The organism is Pannonibacter sp. CBAS1226 (assembly GCF_055685825.1).
On record NZ_JBVOUO010000005.1, the window covers coordinates 186,897 to 201,462 of the forward strand.

Consider the following 14,566-nt stretch of genomic DNA (forward strand, 5'->3'; position numbering starts at 1 on the left):
GGGTCCGCCGCTGGTCAGGATTGCGTCACCAGTGCCGCCGCCCCGGAATTTGTTTCAAGCTTGCCGTCGACCGCCTGCACCAGCCGCTCGCGGATCACATCCTGCCGGGCGATGTTGGAGATCTTCTGCCCCGTCAGGTCGGTGACATAGAACACGTCCACCACCCGCTCGCCGAAGGTGGAAATATGGGCCGAGCCGATGTTGAGGTTCAGCGTCGCCATGGCGCGGGTGAGGTCATACAGAAGGCCCGGCCGGTCGAGGCCGCTCACCTCGATGATGGTGTAATTGTCCGAGGACGAGTTGTTGACGATCACATCCGCCGTGATGCGGAAGGCCTTCATCCGGCCCTTCACCGCTGTCTTCTTGCTCACATGCTCGGGCAGGGGCGCGTCACCGCGCAGGGTCTTGAGGATGAGATCGGTGATCCGCTCACCCCGGCGCTTTTCATCCGCATCATCGGGCAGCTCGCGGCTGACGAAGATCGTGTCCAGCGCAAAGCCATCCGTGGTCGTGTCGATCTGGGCATCGACGATATTGGCGCCCGTGACGAAACAGGCCCCGGCGATGGAGGACAGAAGGCGCGGATGGTCCGGAGCCAGCAGGGTGATTTCGGTGACGCCCTCGAAGGCGCGGGTGGTGACGGCGGCGGCAAAGCGCTCATGCTTGAGATCGGCGTTGTGGATCAGCTCGGCATGGGCCAGCGTGCGCTCCGGCTCGGTGCGCAGCCAGTAGGCCGGATAATGCCGCGCCACATAGTCCTTGCGTGCCGCCTCCGGCCAGGACGACAGCTTTTCTTCCAGCCGCGCCTTGGCATCGGCCACCCGCTCCTTGCGGCTCAGCTGGCTGTGGCCGCCGGTCAGCAGCGGCTCGCATTCGTAATAGAGCGTGCGCAGCAGCTGGCCTTTCCAGCCGTTGAAAACACCCGGCCCCACCGCGCGGATATCGGCCACGGTCAGGATCAGCAGCAGCTTCAGCCGCTCCATGCTCTGCACGATATGGGCAAAGTCGGTGATGGTCTTGCGGTCGGAGAGATCTCGCGACTGGGCAAAGGTGCTCATGTCGAGGTGATGCTCCACCAGCCAGGCGACCGTATCGGTCTCTGATGCCGTGAGGCCGAAGCGCGGGCAGATCTTGCGGGCTATGCGCGCTCCGGCGATGGAGTGATCCTCCGGCCGGCCCTTGGCGATGTCATGCAGGAACATGGCCACATAGAGAACCTTGCGGTTCTGGATGGTCTTGATCAGCTGGGTGGAGAGCGGATTGCCCTCGCCCGCATCGCCGCGCTCGATTTCCGCCAGCACGCCGATGGAGCGGATCAGATGCTCGTCCACCGTATAGTGGTGGTACATGTTGAACTGCATCATCGCCACCACCTTGCCGAAATCCGGCACGAAGCGGCCCAGCACGCCGGCCTCGTTCATGGCGCGCAGGGTTTCTTCCGGGTGGTTGCGGGAGGTGAGGATGGAGAGGAACAGCCGGTTGGCTTCCGGATTGTCCCGCAAGGCCCCGTTGATCAGCGACAGGGAGCGGTGGATCCGCTTCATCAGCTCCGGATGGAGATGGTGCTCCATTCTGTCCGCCACCTGAAACACACGGATCAGGTTGACCGGATCATCCTTGAACACGGTGTCCGATGCGGCATTGATGCGGCCGTTCTCAACAACGAAACCGGGGGCCTCGCGGATCGGCTGCACGTTGCTGCCGCGCGCGCCGCGCAGGCGCAGCATCAGCCCGCCGATGCCCGAGCCATGCGGCTTTTTCACATGCTGGTCTTCCAGCGCCGAACAGAAGATGCGCGTCAGGTCGCCCACGTCCTTGGCCACAAGGAAGTAGTGCTTCATGAAGCGCTCCACATCCTTCTGGCCGGGATGCTGGGTGTAGCCGAGGCGGATGGCGATTTCCCGCTGAAGATCAAACGACAGGCGCTCTTCCGGGCGGCCGGTGAGGAAATGCACGTGGCAGCGCACCGCCCACAGGAAGTCCTCGCATTTGATGAAGCGGTTGTATTCGGCCCGCGACAGCACACCCTGCGACACGAGATCGGACTGGGTGCGCACGCGGTAGTGATACTTGGCGATCCAGAACAGGGTGTTCAGGTCGCGCAGGCCGCCCTTGCCTTCCTTGATGTTGGGCTCGACCAGATAGCGCGAGGTGCCCTGCCGCTTGTGCCGGTCATCGCGCTCGGCAAGCTTGGCGGCGATGAATTCGGAGCTGGTCCCGGCCACGACTTCCGCATCAAAGCGGGTCTGCAGATCCTCGAACAGCGGCTCCTCGCCCCAGATGAAGCGGGCCTCGAGAATGGCCGTGCGGATGGTCATGTCCTGCCGGGCAAGGCGGATGCATTCGTCGATGTTGCGGGTGGCGTGGCCAACCTTGAAGCCCAGATCCCAGAGCATGTAGAGGATGTATTCCACCACCTGCTCGCCCCAGGGCGTTTGTTTGTAGGGCAGCAGGAACAGCAGATCGATGTCGGAGCCCGGCGCCAGCGTGCCGCGGCCGTAGCCGCCCACCGCCACCACGGCCATGCGTTCGGCAGCCGAGGGGTTCTTGATCTGGTAGACGTGCCAGAGGGCAAAATCATAGATGACGCGGATCAGTTCGTCCTGCAGATGGCTCAGGCGCTGGGCGCAGGCAAGGCCGCTGCCATCGCGCTTCAGGCCTTCCTGCGCCAGATCGCGGCCGGCCTTGTAGGCAGCCTTCAACTCGCCCAGCACGGCAGCGCGCACCTTAAGGTCCGTGCCCTTGCCGTTGTGGGGGGCGGTCAGGGCGGTCAGCCTTTCACGCAGGGCATCTGCGTCGACAAGCTCATTCAGGTCTGCTGCGGGAAGCTTCATATGTGGTCGTCCTGTCCGGGCCCGCCGCTTCAAGGCAGGCCTGTGCCGCGCCGGACCCTATATGCCCGTAACGCGCCCTGAAAGCCTCTAAACTATGCAGGTCCTGACTTGAGGCAGGATCTGCCGGTCAGACACCATCCCTGGCGGCAACGACCCGCAGCTGGTGCAGCAGATGATCGAGGGAATCCGGGGACAGGCCCTCGATCTTGCGCGCCAGCAGATTGGTGAACTCCGTCGCCTTCGGGTCCAGCCCCGAGGTGTCGATGGTCACCTTTGGATCGGAAATCTCCGCCAGACGCTGGATTTCCTCTGCTTCATCCCAGATGACATTGAAAAACGTTATGATTCGCTGAACCAGAAACCAGGTCGGCTTGCCGCGCTTGCCATGTTCCAGCGCCGAGAGATAGGCGCTGGAGACGGCAAGGCCCGCCGCCATCTCCTTGAGCGAGATGCCGCGCTTGGCTCTCAGTTCCCTGATCTTGGCTCCCAGCGGTGTCATGCCGTCTCTTGCCCCTGCCACTGTTCCTGCTTTGCCGTCATGCCTTGCGCTTGCGCAGGCGCACATAAAGCGCGCCGGACCCGCCATGGGTCAGATGTGCTTCCTCGAACCCCAGCACGATATGCCGCAGATCGGCCATGGCAAGCCATTGCGGCACCACCCGGCGCAGAATGCCGCGCTCGTCCATATAGGGCGCGCCATGGCCGGAGCCCGGCCCGTTGCGTCCGCCCTTGCCGGTGATGACGAGCACGATCACATGGCCGCGCTGATAGGCAAGATGCAGGAAACCGCGCAACCGGTCATGTGCTTCGTGCTGGGTCAGGCCATGCAGATCGATCCGCGCATCAAAGCTGCGCATGCCGCGCACGATCTTCTGCCGCACCCGCCGCTCCAGCGGCGCCAGTGGCGGCGGGCCCTTGGGCTGGACGGGGGAGCGGATGGCCGTTTCGGGCGCGCCTGCGTCCTGTCCGGCGCCCGTCATGGCGATACCGGCCCGGGCCATTTCCTCGGCAAGGCTCAGCTCATGCTCCAGATCCGGGTCCGGTTCCAGCGGCCGCGTGGTCTTGAGCGGTGTCAGCGTTGCCGCCACTTTCGACCAGATCTGCCTGTCTTCGGTCGAAAGGCCCTTGTTGCGCCCGCGCCGTCCGCTCATGAGCCCTGCCCCGAGGGTTTCGGTGTGAGGACACGCGGCAGCAAAATGGTGAAGCTGGCCTTGTGGCGCACGGCTCCGGCCGCAGCCCCTGCCGCATCGCCCGAGCCCATGAAGATGTCGCCGCGCGCGGCCCCGCGAATGGCCGAGCCCGTGTCATCGGCAATCAACAGCCGCTGCCACTGCGGCTGCGCCAGACCTGCACCGGACAGATCCGCTCCGACGAAAACCGGCAGACCATAGCTGTGAAAGCGCGGGTCAATGGCAAGGCTTCGGCCCGGCACCAGGGGCAGGCCAGCCGCGCCAATGGGGCCAAGCTCCGGCCCCACCTCGGTCACCTCGCGGAAGAAGATGAAGGAGCGGTTGCGGCGGAAGAGGCCGTCCCTCCGTTCCGGATTGGCCGTCAGCCAGGCGCGCAGGCCCTGCATGGTGAAGTCTTCCGGTGTGCCTTCACCTGCGTCTACCAGCACCTTGCCGATGGCGGTGTAGGGATGGCCGGTCTTGCCGGCATAGCCTGCCCGCATCACCGAGCCGTCTTCCAGACGGATCCGGGTGGAGCCCTGCACATGGACGAAATAGGCATCAATGGGATCGGCCAGCCAGACGAGCTCCAGCCCCCTGCCCTTCAGAGCCCCATCCATGATGGCGCCCCGGTCCGGCATTTCGCGGAAGCCTTTTGAGGTTTTCAGCGCATGGGTGAGCCCGGATAGCGCCTTCGGCGTGCCTTCCGGCTTCAACGTGGTCAATCCCTCCGGCGCCCGATAGAGCGGAGCGGCATAGGCGGGCGATGGCTGGCGCGAACCGCGCACTTCCGGCTCGAAATAGGCGGTGACGAAGCCCTCTGAGGCAACGTGAAAGGGCCGGAACTCCCGCTCGAAGAAAGCACGGGCAGCGGCATCCGTTGCGGGAGCTTCTTCCTGCGCCTTGCGGCAGGCAGCCGTCAGGGCGCGCTGCAGGCTATTGCGTGCCTGAGCGCCTTGCCCATCGCTGGTGCAAAACCGGAGAAAGGACTGGAGGGCGGCCAGATGGCCGTCCTGCGCCCAGCCCCGGAGGCTGGCAAAATCCGCCGGTTTCAGCGGCAGTTCCGTGTCGAATGTCATGGCCCCTGCCCCGCCGGTTCCCCAAAGGCACAGCGCTGCGGCCAGGCCCCGCAACGTCTGCCGCCGGAAACGCAGAAAGGCCGCAGCAGGGGCTGCGGCCCATCGCAATGCCTGTGCTGACTGCACCGTCATCCTGCCGATTCGGTTGCGACCAGCTTCCAGTTCGGATCGCGTGTCGTGGTGTCGCGCGCGAAGGTCCAGATGTCCACCACTTCGCTCACGCGGTTGGGATCGCCATCAATCACATGGCCGTCCTTGTCGCGGGTGGCGGAAATCAGCTCGCTCTGCAGGCGCACGGTCACCTGGGCAATGCTGCCCTTCATGCCTGCTTCAACAATGTCGGCCTTGTCGATGCCGACAAAGGTGGACTCGATGGTCTCCCCGCGCGCTTCGCGCTCGGAGATGGCGCTGTTGAAGCCGTCGAAGACTTCCCGTGACAGGAGCGGCTTGAGCGTCTTGCGGTCGCCTTCGGCAAAGGCGGTGACGATCATCTCGTAAGCCGCCTTGGCGCCTTGCAGGAACTGCTCGGGCTCAAAGCTGCGGTCGGCAGACAGAACCTGGCGCAGGGCCTCGTTCAGCGCGGAACCGGCCGGGGCCACCTTGTCGGCCAGCTGATCCGGGCTTGCCTGCTCTTCCGGTTCCTGGCGCTGCTGCGAACCGGGCAGCGGCACCACGTTGTCGCGCGGGCTTTCGGCGCGGGCCTGGCCGTTCTTGTCCGGTGCGGGCTTGGAATAGGGATCGAACGGCGGGCGCTCGCTGCCGGTCCGGCGGCCCAGCACGGAGCGCAGCTTGAAGAAGATAAAGACCGCAAGCCCCAGAAGAATGATGTTCGTGACGTCAAAGATATCGTTCATTTGGTGCTACCGGGCTCTCTCCGCGATCCGCAGCCTCTCGTGACCGGCCTGACCGGCCGGAAAGGACTGCGGGACAATCATTCAATCCTATATGTAGGTTCTGTTGAACCAGCATCCAGTGCGCGGGGCAAGTGTCTTGTCCATTTGCAAGGCGCAGATTGGGGACATAGCCCCTCCAAGGGGCGAAGAAATTGCAAAAATGCGCCGATGCCTCGCAATTTCTGCCATCTCAGCCTATCTTGTACCCGTTAGTTAACTGTCAACGGGTTCAAATCCTTGCCTCTGCTGATCCTCGGCGGCCTCATCCTGCTGCCGCTTGCCGAAATTGCCGTGTTCATTGTGATCGGAAAGGCCATCGGCGTGCTGCCGACAATCCTGCTGACGGTGTTCACCGCCGTCGCCGGAACGGTGCTGTTGCGCCAGCAGGGGCTTTCCCTTGTCCGCCGCATGCAGTCCGAACTGGATGCCGGGCGCGTGCCGGGCGACGACATGATGCAGGGCGCGATGATCGTTCTGGCAAGCCTGTTCCTGCTTCTGCCGGGCTTTCTGACCGATGCTGTCGGTCTTCTGCTGTTCATTCCGCCGCTGCGCGTGGCGCTGGCGCGGTTTTTCTCCCGCCGTGCCTCTGTCGTGGTCGTCAACCGCCGCCGCAAGCAGGGCGAGCCGGTGGTGGACCTGGACGGCGCCGAATGGACCAGCACCCGCCACAAGCCCGATGATGACAGCACCCCGCGCATCAGCCCCTGGCGCGACGGCAATTGACCTCTGCGGCAGAGTGCCCCTCACACAGAAGTGACTGCTGCCATTCGCCGTTCGGTCCGATAAGTTTCCGCTGGCTCGTGGAATTTTGAACCGCATCACCCTTCTGAAGGAATGCTGTGGTCCGGGATGGACGGCGACGCCGTGGGGGAGACGCGGAATGGGGCAAGTGGGGCGAATCGGCTGGGTGGATCACGCCAAGGGCATCTGCATCATCTTTGTCGTGATGATGCATTCGGTGCTGGGTGTTGAGGAGGCCGCCGGGCAGATGGGCTGGATGCACCCGGTGGTGCAATTTGCCGCACCTTTCCGCATGCCGGATTTCTTCATGATCTCGGGACTTTTCACCGCCCTCGTCCTGTCGCGGCCCTGGCGGCTCTATGCCGACCGCAAGGTGCTGCATTTCGCCTATTTTTACGTTCTGTGGCTGACGATCCAGTTCGCGCTCAAGGCCCCGTCCTTTGCCGCTGAACTCGGCTGGTGGGGCGTCTTGCGGGAATATCTTATTTCCTTCGTCCAGCCCTTCGGCACGCTCTGGTTCATCTATCTGCTGGCCATCTTTTTCGCTGTCACGAAGGTCCTGCATGACCTGAAGGTGCCCTGGCAGCTGACGCTGGCGGTGGCTGCCCTGCTGCAGAGCCTGCCGGTCGAGACAGGTATCTACATCGCCGATTATTTTGCCGAGCGTTTTGTCTATTTCTTCGGCGGCTATGTGTTTGCGAGCCGCCTCTTCGTGCTGGCGGACTGGGGGGCGGCGCATCGCGGCACAGCGCTGGCCGGGCTTGGGCTCTGGGCGCTGGGCAATGGATTTGCCGTCTTTGCGGGCTACAGTGAGTTGCCGGGTGTTTCCCTGGCGCTTGGCTTTGCCGGAGCTGTGGCCATCGTGCTCGTCTCCAGCCTGCTGGCGCAGCTTCCCCTGCTCGATCCGCTGCGCTTCATCGGCCAGAATTCCATCGTCATCTATCTGGCCTTCTTCCTGCCCATGGCGCTGTCCCGCGTGCTGCTGCTGAAAGCCGGTGTGCTGGATATTGGCACGGTTTCCCTGCTGGTGACGCTGGTGGCAAGCCTCGCCCCGCTGCTGCTGCTGTGGTTCATCCGCCGCACCGGCTGGGTCAGCTTCCTCATCGAGCGGCCCGCCTGGGCGCGGATTGCCTGAGACGAAGAAGCCAACGGGCAGAAGCTGATTGGGCAAAGCCGCTATTAGGCCTTTCATCCGCACTCGTTCCCCGGCATGATCCGCGCCATGTCGAACGATGCTTCCCTCCCCGCGCTCACCGCCAATGACCACCTGATCCTGGTCGATGGTTCCACCTTCATTTTCCGCGCCTATCACGCCCTGCCGCCTCTGACGCGCAAGAGCGATGGCCTGCCGGTTGGCGCCGTCTCCGGCTTCTGCAACATGCTGTGGAAGCTGCTGACCGAGGGCCTGACCCCGGAGAAGGGCGATGAGCCGACGCATTTCGCCGTCATCTTCGACCATTCGGCCAAGACCTTCCGCAATGACATCTACCCCGCTTACAAGGCGCAGCGCCCGGAGCCGCCGGAGGATCTGATCCCGCAGTTCGGCCTGATCCGGCAGGCGACCCGTGCCTTCAACGTGCCCTGCATCGAGCAGGAAGGCTTCGAGGCGGACGACCTGATCGCCACCTATGCCACGCAAGCCGCCGCCATGGGCGCCCGCGTCACCATCGTCTCCGGCGACAAGGACCTGATGCAGCTGATCGGCCCGCGCATCGGCATGATCGACACGATGAAGAACAAGATCATCGGCGAGCCGGAGGTGTTCGAGAAATTCGGTGTCGGCCCGGACAAGGTGATCGAGGTGCAGTCGCTGGCCGGCGATGGCGTCGACAACGTGCCCGGCGTACCCGGCATCGGCCTGAAGACGGCCGCCCAGCTGATTCTTGAGTATGGCGACCTTGAGACCCTGCTGGCCAATGCCTCTAGCATCAAACAGCCCAAGCGCCGCGAAAACCTGATCGAATTTGCCGAACAGGCCCGCATTTCGAAGCAGCTGGTGACGCTGAAATGCGACGTGCCGGTGGAAACTCCGGTCACCCATTTTGCTGTGGAAGCTGTCAACGGCCCGCAGGCGGTCGGTTTCCTCAAGGCGATGGAATTCACCACGCTGACCCGCCGTGTGGCCGAGGCAACCGGGGCGGAGACGGCCAATATCGACTCGGCGGAGCTGACCATCCCCGGCTGGCATGCGCCCGACGCCAAGGGCCGCATGATGGAGCGCGGCCCTGCCGCAGCCCCGGGTGCTGCGGCGTCTGCCCCTGCCGGTTCCGCAGATCCGTCTTCCGCGTCCGCGGTTGCCGCGCCGGATGGCATGATGACGCCGCAAAGCCTTGCCGCTGCACGGGCGGAAGAAATCCGCCGCATCCCGGTCGATCATTCCACCTATGAAACGGTAACGGATATCGAGCGCCTCAAGGCCTGGGTGGCCGAGGCGATGGAAACGGGCATCGTCGCCTTCGACACGGAAACCACCTCGCTCGATGCCATGCAGGCCGAGCTTGTCGGCGTGTCGCTCGCCACCCGTCCGGGCCGCGCCTGCTATGTGCCGCTGGGCCATGTGGATGGAGAAGGCGACCTTCTGGGCGGCGGCGGTCTCGTGCCCGGCCAGATCCCGCTGCGGGCGGCGCTGGATGTGCTCAAGCCGATGCTGGAAGACCCCGGCGTGCTCAAGATCGCGCAGAACCTCAAGTATGACTGGCAGGTGATGGCCCGTCACGGCATCGAGGTTGGCCCGCATGACGACACCATGCTGCTGTCCTACACGCTGGACGCAGGCAAGGGCGGCAACGGCATGGACGAGCTCTCCGAACGCTGGCTTGGCCACACGCCCATCCCCTTCAAGGAGGTGGCCGGGTCCGGCAAGTCGATGGTCACCTTCGACAAGGTTGAGATCTCCCGCGCTTCGGCCTATGCCGCCGAGGATGCGGATGTAACCCTGCGCCTGTGGCTGGTGCTCAAGCCCCGCCTAGCGGCGGAAGCCATGGCCACCGTCTATGAAACGCTGGAACGGCCCATGGTGCCGGTTCTGGCGCGGATGGAACGGCGCGGCATTTCCATCGACCGGCAGATGCTCTCGCGCCTGTCCGGCGAATTTGCGCAAGGCATGGCCGCCGTGGAGTCGGAGATCTACGCCCTTGCCGGGGAGACCTTCAACATCGGCTCGCCCAAGCAGCTGGGCGACATCCTGTTCGGCAAGATGGGCCTGCCCGGCGGCAAGAAGACCAAGACCGGCGCCTGGTCCACCTCGGTTTCGGTGCTGGATGATCTGGCTGCTGAAGGCCACGAGCTGCCGGTGAAGATCGTCGAATGGCGCCAGCTCGCCAAGCTGAAGTCCACCTATTCGGACGCCCTGCCCGGCTTCATCAATCCGGAAACGAAGCGGGTCCACACGTCCTACTCGCTGGCCTCGACCACGACCGGTCGCCTGTCCTCGTCCGAGCCGAACTTGCAGAACATTCCGGTGCGCACGGAAGCAGGCCGCAAGATCCGCAAGGCCTTCGTCGCGGAAAAGGGCAACAAGCTGATTTCTGCCGACTACAGCCAGATCGAACTGCGCGTGCTGGCCCATATCGCCGACATTCCGCAGCTGAAGAAGGCCTTTGCCGATGGGCTCGACATTCACGCCATGACGGCGAGCGAGATGTTCGGCGTGCCGGTGAAGGACATGGACCCGATGGTCCGCCGCCGCGCCAAGGCGATCAACTTCGGCATCATCTATGGCATCTCGGCCTTCGGCCTTGCCGCCCAGCTCGGCATTTCCCGCGGGGAGGCAGGCGACTACATCAAGATGTATTTCCAGCGCTTCCCGGGCATCCGCGACTATATGGAAGCGGTGAAGAAGGAAGTTCACGAGAAGGGCTTTGTCACCACCGTCTTCGGCCGCAAAGCGCATTATCCGGATGTGAACACGTCCAACCCATCGATGCGCGCCTTCTTCGAGCGGGCCGCGATCAACGCCCCCATTCAGGGGTCGGCTGCCGACATCATCCGCCGCGCCATGCTGCGGATGGAAGATGCGCTGGTGGATGCAGGCCTCAACATCCGCATGCTGCTGCAGGTGCATGATGAACTGATCTTCGAGGCGGAAGAGGCGGAAGTCGAAGCAGCCATCCCGGTGATCCGCCGGGTGATGGAAGGCGCCTGCGAGCCGCTGTTGCAGCTGTCCGTGCCGCTGCAGGTCGATGCCCGCGCCGCAGACAACTGGGACGAAGCGCACTGACAATGCGCCGCGCCAAGGCCTGGCTTCAGAACCAGGCCTTGGCGGCAATCGCTGCCAGAGACAGGGCGATGATCCAGAGCGCGATCCGGCCCGAGCGGTTGTGGCGGGCTTCGGAGCGGCCGATGGCCTCAGCTGTCGCGGCATCAAAGCGCAGCCCTTCGTGGGCCATCTTTTCCAGCTCCTCCGACATGCGCCCGACTCTGTCTGCAAAGATGGGCAGATCGCTGGCGATGCGGCCAAGCGCATTCACGGCGGCCCCGGCATCGCGCAGCCGGCCGGCCGGCCCCAGATGCTGGGCGATCCAGGCGCCCACAACGGGCTCGGCCGTGCGCCACATGTCGAGGCGCGGGTTCAGGGTCCGGGCAACACCCTCCACCACCACCATCGTCTTCTGCAGCATGATCAGCTGCGGCTGGGTGTGCATCTGGAACAGCTCCGTCACCTCGAACAGCTGGGTGAGAAGCCGTGCCATGGAAATTTCGGACGCATCATGGCCGTGGATCGGCTCGCCGATGGCGCGGATCGCCTGGGCGAACACATCCACATCCTGATCGGCGGGCACGTAACCGGCCTCGAAATGCACCTCCGCCACCCGGCGGTAATCGCGGGTGATGAAGCCGTAGAGAATTTCGGCGAGGAACCGGCGCTCGGCCTTGCCGAGGCGCCCGGTGATGCCGAAATCGACCGCCACCAGCGTGCCATCGGCCTCGACGAAGAGATTGCCCTGATGCATGTCCGCATGGAAGAAGCCGTCGCGCAGGGTGTGGCGCAGGAAGCTCTGGATCACGTTGGCGGCCAGAAGCTCCAGATCAAGGCCCTGAAGGGTCAGCCCCTCCACATCGGACATCTTGGTGCCGTCGATCCATTCCATCGTCAGCACGCCCTTGGCGCTGCGCATCCAGTCCACGGAAGGCACGCGGAAGCCGGGATCCTCAGCAGTGTTCTCGGCCATTTCGGACAGGGCGGCCGCTTCCAGGCGGAAATCCATCTCCAGCGCCACGGAACGGGCCAGCGTATCGACCACGGCCAGCGGCCGCAGGCGGCGGGAGGGCTCGTGGAAGCGCTCGGCGAGGCGCGCGACCAGATAGAAACTCTCCAGATCGCGCTGGAAGCGGCGGGCCACACCCGGCCTCAGCACCTTGACGGCCATCTTGCGCAGGGAGCCGTCGCTCTGGCGCACCATGGCGGGATGAACCTGCGCGATGGAGGCGGCGGCCACCGGCTCGCCGAACTCGACGAAAACCTCGCGCACCGGCCGCATCAGCTGCTCGGCCACCCAGGCCTCGGCCTCGCTCTGGCTGAAGGCGGGCAGCCGGTCCTGCAGATAGGCAAGCTCCGCCGCCGCTTCCTTGCCGACCACATCGGCGCGGGTGGCGAGAAACTGGCCAAGCTTCACATAGGATGGCCCCAGCCGGTTCATGGCATCGGACAGGCGCGAGCGGGCGCTCTTGTCGCGCACGGAGCGGCGTTCGAACAGGCGGGCAAAGCGCAACGCCAGACGCGCCGCGGGCGGCAGATCCGGAATGTTGAACAGGCCGAAGACGCCTTCACGCGCCAGAACGAAACCGGCCTGCGCCAGACGCAGCAAGGGACGGATTGCAAGGGCCATGGATCAGAGTTTCCAGCCCGAGTGCAGGGCGGCGATGCCGCCTGTGTAGTTGCGGTAGGTCACCCGCTCGAAACCGGCGGTGCGGATCATCTGCGCAAAGCGTTCCTGATTGGGGAACTTGCGGATGGATTCCACAAGGTAACGATAGGGTTCGCCATCGCCGGTCACCGCCTGCCCCATCGCCGGAATGGCGTGGAAGGAGAAGGCATCATAGATCTTGTCGAGGCCGGGCATGTCGACTTCGGAAAATTCGAGGCACAGGAAGCGGCCGCCGCGCTTCAGCACGCGGTAGGCTTCCGACAGCGCCTTGCCGATCTCCGGCACGTTGCGGATACCGAAGGCGATCGTATAGGCATCAAAGCTGCGGTCCGGGAAGGGCAGCACTTCCGCATTGCCCTGCGAGAAGCGGATGGAGCCGGAAAGCCCCGCCTTGTCCGCCCGGTCCTGCCCCACGGCCAGCATGGAGCCGTTGATGTCCAGCACCACGGCTTCCACCGCACGGCCCGAGCGCTCGACGATGCGCGTGGCAATGTCACCGGTTCCGCCGGCCACATCCAGCACCTTCCAGCCGCGGCCCGGTGTGTGCGGAGGGGCAAGGGTGGAGACCATCGCGTCCTTCCACACCCGGTGCAGGCCGCCGGACATCAGATCATTCATGATGTCATAGCGGGTGGCGACCTTGTGGAACACGTCGTTGACGAGGCCCTGCTTCTCGCCTTCGCGCACGGTGCGGAAGCCGAAGCTGGTCGGCATGTCCTCGGGCGCGCGGCTGGAGGCATAGGCGCCTGCGGAGGAAAAGCCAGTTTCGTCGGTCATGCGGGTCACTCCCTGAATGACGGTCACGGAAGCAGCACTGCTGCCGCAACGCGCGGCCCGGGGCCGGTGTTCCGGGTACGGGCCACAATTGCGCGGACCTTAGTACAAGCCGCAGGCCAGCGCCATTGTTGCGCCGGGCCCGCGTCTCATATAGGCGGTTTGTGCAGTCCATATAGTCTTTTGCTCAAGATCGGTAGGTCCTCCCATGCCCGAATTGCCCGAGGTCGAGACGGTCAGGCGCGGCCTGCAGCCGGATTTTGAAGGCGCGCGCATCCTGAAACTCGAATGCCGCCGCCCGGATCTGCGCTTTCCCTTCCCCGAGCGCTTCGTGGAGCGGCTGGAGGGGCGGATTGTCACAGCCCTTTCCCGCCGGGCGAAATATCTCCTGGCCGATCTCGACAGCGGCGAGGTGCTGGTCATGCATCTGGGCATGTCCGGCTCCTTTCGGGTGGAACAGCAGGCGGACAGTTTTCTGCCGGGTGATTTCACCCATGCCCGCTCGCGTGATGAAAAGCACGATCATGTGGTGTTTCACCTCTCCGCCCCCGGCAGTCAGGGACCGGAAGCGGCAAGCCGGATTGTCTATAATGACCCGCGCCGCTTCGGCTTCATGCAGCTGGTGGCACGCAGCGGCCTCAGCTCCCATCCGCTCTTCGCCGCCATGGGCATCGAGCCTTTGGGCAATGCGCTCAACGCAGATCTGCTCGACCGGCTGTTTGCAGGCAAGTCCGCGCCATTGAAGGCCGCGCTTCTGGATCAGCGGCTGATTGCCGGGCTTGGCAATATCTATGTCTGCGAGGCGCTGTGGCGCTCCGGCCTCAGTCCGGAGCGGGCGGCGGGTGACATAACGGGGCCGGGCAAGGCGCGGGTGGCCGCGCGCGAGCGGCTGGCAGCTGCAATCCGCAAAGTGCTGGAAGAGGCGATTGCCGCCGGCGGCTCCACCCTGCGCGACCATGCGCAGACCGACGGCACGTTCGGCTACTTTCAGCACAGCTTTGCCGTCTATGGCCGCGAGGGCGAGCCCTGCCGCACGGAAGGCTGCAAGGGCACGGTTCTGCGGCTGGTGCAGTCGGGCCGGTCCACCTTCCACTGCGCGAAGTGCCAGCGCTGAGGCTCCGCCAAAAAGGCGGGAGGGCGGCGCCTTGCACGTGTGCGGCGCGTCAGCTACCCCTTGTTGCCATGGCCCGGCCAGCGGGGCACCACCGG

11 protein-coding genes are annotated in these 14,566 nt (G+C 64.6%); 4 read left to right on the forward strand and 7 right to left on the reverse strand.

Annotated elements, in window-relative coordinates; genetic code table 11:
- Positions 1–14 precede the first annotated feature (14 nt).
- From AC0CMF_RS15610 to AC0CMF_RS15630, 5 genes are all read right to left on the reverse strand, one after another.
- Positions 15–2,834: a [protein-PII] uridylyltransferase gene (locus AC0CMF_RS15610; protein WP_374629666.1), complete on the reverse strand. Its 2,820-nt coding sequence runs from the start codon at positions 2,832–2,834 to the stop codon at positions 15–17.
- A gap of 127 nt (positions 2,835–2,961) precedes the next feature.
- A complete protein-coding gene (locus AC0CMF_RS15615; RefSeq protein WP_050473635.1) occupies positions 2,962–3,333 on the reverse strand; it encodes a helix-turn-helix domain-containing protein in 372 nt (123 codons plus the stop codon).
- Positions 3,334–3,370: 37 nt separating this feature from the next.
- Positions 3,371–3,985, reverse strand: coding sequence for a Smr/MutS family protein (locus AC0CMF_RS15620; RefSeq protein WP_374629667.1), 615 nt, complete (start codon positions 3,983–3,985; stop codon positions 3,371–3,373).
- Complete coding sequence (gene mltA, locus AC0CMF_RS15625) at positions 3,982–5,082, reverse strand: murein transglycosylase A (protein WP_374629668.1); 1,101 nt, start codon at positions 5,080–5,082, stop codon at positions 3,982–3,984. The genes AC0CMF_RS15620 and mltA overlap by 4 nt, the downstream gene beginning before the upstream one ends.
- Before the next feature lie 128 nt (positions 5,083–5,210).
- The gene (locus AC0CMF_RS15630) at positions 5,211–5,936 is read right to left on the reverse strand and encodes a Tim44/TimA family putative adaptor protein (RefSeq protein ID WP_050473632.1); all 726 of its coding nucleotides are present in this window, start codon (positions 5,934–5,936) and stop codon (positions 5,211–5,213) included.
- A 276-nt stretch (positions 5,937–6,212) separates the two neighbouring features.
- Here AC0CMF_RS15630 and AC0CMF_RS15635 point away from each other — a divergent pair, with 276 nt between their 5' ends.
- The 3 genes from AC0CMF_RS15635 (at position 6,213) to polA (ending at position 10,935) form a co-directional block, all read left to right on the forward strand.
- Complete coding sequence (locus AC0CMF_RS15635) at positions 6,213–6,698, forward strand: FxsA family protein (protein WP_374629669.1); 486 nt, start codon at positions 6,213–6,215, stop codon at positions 6,696–6,698.
- 157 nt (positions 6,699–6,855) lie between these two features.
- Positions 6,856–7,851, forward strand: a complete 996-nt coding sequence (locus AC0CMF_RS15640) for an acyltransferase family protein (RefSeq protein WP_374629670.1) — start codon at positions 6,856–6,858, stop codon at positions 7,849–7,851.
- A 75-nt stretch (positions 7,852–7,926) separates the two neighbouring features.
- Positions 7,927–10,935 (forward strand): DNA polymerase I, encoded by a 3,009-nt coding sequence (polA, locus tag AC0CMF_RS15645; RefSeq protein WP_374629671.1) that lies wholly within the window; start codon positions 7,927–7,929, stop codon positions 10,933–10,935.
- A 25-nt stretch (positions 10,936–10,960) separates the two neighbouring features.
- Here the strand turns inward: polA and ubiB are convergent, their stop codons facing one another.
- Together ubiB and ubiE are read right to left on the reverse strand one after the other, a co-directional pair.
- Complete coding sequence (gene ubiB / locus AC0CMF_RS15650; protein WP_186391430.1) at positions 10,961–12,544, reverse strand: 2-polyprenylphenol 6-hydroxylase; 1,584 nt, start codon at positions 12,542–12,544, stop codon at positions 10,961–10,963.
- Positions 12,545–12,547: 3 nt separating this feature from the next.
- The gene (ubiE, locus tag AC0CMF_RS15655) at positions 12,548–13,297 is read right to left on the reverse strand and encodes a bifunctional demethylmenaquinone methyltransferase/2-methoxy-6-polyprenyl-1,4-benzoquinol methylase UbiE (RefSeq protein WP_186391620.1); all 750 of its coding nucleotides are present in this window, start codon (positions 13,295–13,297) and stop codon (positions 12,548–12,550) included.
- A 268-nt stretch (positions 13,298–13,565) separates the two neighbouring features.
- On the opposite strand from ubiE, the gene mutM reads away from it, so the two are divergent.
- Complete coding sequence (gene mutM, locus AC0CMF_RS15660; protein ID WP_374629672.1) at positions 13,566–14,471, forward strand: bifunctional DNA-formamidopyrimidine glycosylase/DNA-(apurinic or apyrimidinic site) lyase; 906 nt, start codon at positions 13,566–13,568, stop codon at positions 14,469–14,471.
- Positions 14,472–14,566 lie beyond the last annotated feature (95 nt).